Annotated in this window: 6 protein-coding genes; all 6 read right to left on the minus strand. The window is 53.4% G+C overall.

The window, feature by feature from the left end:
* On the minus strand, positions 1-295 hold a 295-nt coding region (gene rplX, locus AC1DVH_RS29975; protein WP_477756844.1), incomplete at its 3' end, for a 50S ribosomal protein L24.
* 11 nt (positions 296-306) lie between these two features.
* Positions 307-675, minus strand: a complete 369-nt coding sequence (gene rplN / locus AC1DVH_RS29980; protein WP_477756845.1) for a 50S ribosomal protein L14 — start codon at positions 673-675, stop codon at positions 307-309.
* 23 nt (positions 676-698) lie between these two features.
* Positions 699-965, minus strand: coding sequence for a 30S ribosomal protein S17 (gene rpsQ, locus AC1DVH_RS29985; RefSeq protein ID WP_003176419.1), 267 nt, complete (start codon positions 963-965; stop codon positions 699-701).
* 2 nt (positions 966-967) lie between these two features.
* A complete protein-coding gene (gene rpmC, locus AC1DVH_RS29990; protein ID WP_477756846.1) occupies positions 968-1,159 on the minus strand; it encodes a 50S ribosomal protein L29 in 192 nt (63 codons plus the stop codon).
* Positions 1,159-1,572 (minus strand): 50S ribosomal protein L16, encoded by a 414-nt coding sequence (gene rplP, locus AC1DVH_RS29995; RefSeq protein WP_003176421.1) that lies wholly within the window; start codon positions 1,570-1,572, stop codon positions 1,159-1,161. Before rplP ends, rpmC begins: the two co-directional genes overlap by 1 nt.
* Before the next feature lie 12 nt (positions 1,573-1,584).
* A partial coding sequence (gene rpsC, locus AC1DVH_RS30000) for a 30S ribosomal protein S3 (RefSeq protein WP_477756847.1) occupies positions 1,585-2,121 on the minus strand: 537 nt, incomplete at its 5' end.

Consider the following 2,121-nt stretch of genomic DNA (forward strand, 5'->3'; position numbering starts at 1 on the left):
GGGTCGACTTGAAGACACGAATTTTCTTGCCGTCTTCTACTTTGAAACCAACGCGGTCAGCCTTGTTGGTTTCGCCGTTGAAAATGGCGACGTTAGAAGCATCCAGTGGAGCTTCTTTTTCGACGATACCGCCCTGCACGCCCGACATCGGGTTAGGCTTGGTATGACGCTTGACCAGGTTCAGACCACCAATAACCAAACGGTTGTTAGCGAGAACCTTAAGCACCTTACCGCGCTTACCTTTGTCTTTGCCGGCGATCACGATGATCTCGTCGTCACGACGAATCTTTTGCATGTCGGATCTCCTTACAGCACTTCTGGGGYGAGCGAGACGATCTTCATGAACTTCTCAGTACGAAGTTCACGGGTCACTGGCCCAAAGATACGGGTGCCGATCGGCTCTTGCTTGTTGTTCAACAGAACAGCAGCGTTGCCATCAAAGCGGATAATGGAGCCATCAGCACGACGTACGCCGTGACGAGTGCGGACTACAACAGCAGTCATCACTTGGCCTTTTTTCACTTTACCGCGAGGAATTGCTTCCTTGACGGTAACTTTGATGATGTCACCGATACCAGCGTAACGACGATGGGAGCCACCCAGCACCTTGATGCACATAACGCGGCGAGCGCCGCTGTTATCGGCCACATCGAGCATGGATTGAGTCTGAATCATATAATTTCTCCGACCCCTAGTCCTTAGACTTCCACAGCGCGTTCGAGAACATCAACCAGCGCCCAAGACTTGGTCTTGGCCAAAGGACGAGTTTCACGAATAGTGACTTTGTCGCCGATGTGGCACTGATTGGTTTCGTCGTGCGCGTGCAGCTTAGTCGAACGCTTAACGTATTTACCGTAGATCGGGTGCTTAACGCGACGCTCGATCAGAACGGTGATGGTTTTGTCCATCTTGTCGCTGACAACACGGCCAGTCAGCGTACGGACAGTTTTTTCGGCTTCAGCCATGATTACTTACCTGCCYGCTGGTTGAGCACAGTCTTCACGCGAGCGATGTCACGCTTAACTTGCGAGAGCAGATGAGACTGCCCCAACTGGCCAGTTGCTTTCTGCATACGCAGATTGAACTGGTCGCGCAGCAAGCCGAGCAGTTGCTCGTTCAGCTGCTGTGCGGATTTTTCACGAAGTTCATTCGCTTTCATCACATCACCGTCCGTTTAACAAAGGAGGTGGCGAGCGGCAGCTTTGCAGCAGCCAGGGCGAAAGCCTCACGCGCCAGCTCTTCAGAAACACCCTCGATTTCATACAGGACTTTGCCTGGCTGAATCTGGGCAACCCAGTATTCGACGTTACCCTTACCTTTACCCATCCGAACTTCGAGTGGCTTCTTGGAAATAGGCTTGTCCGGGAATACACGGATCCAGATCTTGCCGCCACGTTTTACGTGACGGGTCAGTGCACGACGCGCTGACTCGATCTGACGAGCGGTGAGACGACCACGAGCTACAGACTTCAGCGCGAACTCGCCGAAGCTGACTTTGCTACCGCGCTGAGCCAGACCACGGTTGTGGCCTGTCATCTGCTTGCGGAACTTCGTACGCTTTGGTTGCAACATTTGGCGTACCCCTTACTTAGCAGCTTTTTTACGAGGCGCTGGTGCTTGTGGTTTCAGTTCTTCTTGGCGACCACCAATTACTTCGCCTTTGAAGATCCAAACCTTTACACCGATCACACCGTAAGTGGTGTGAGCTTCGTAGTTGGCATAGTCGATGTCGGCACGCAGGGTGTGCAGTGGCACACGACCTTCGCGATACCATTCAGTACGTGCGATTTCAGCACCGCCGAGACGACCGCTCACTTGGATTTTGATGCCTTTGGCACCAATGCGCATGGCGTTCTGTACGGCGCGCTTCATAGCGCGACGGAACATTACGCGACGCTCCAGCTGCTGAGCTACGCTCTGCGCAACCAGCATACCGTCGAGCTCCGGCTTGCGGATCTCTTCGATATTGATGTGCACAGGCACACCCATTTGCTTGGTCAGGTCCTGACGCAGTTTCTCAACATCTTCACCTTTCTTCCCGATAACGATACCTGGACGAGCGGTGTGGATGGTGATACGTGCAGTTTGGGCCGGACGATGGATATCGATACGGCTTACGGA

This window comes from Pseudomonas sp. P4_C3, assembly GCF_056402075.1.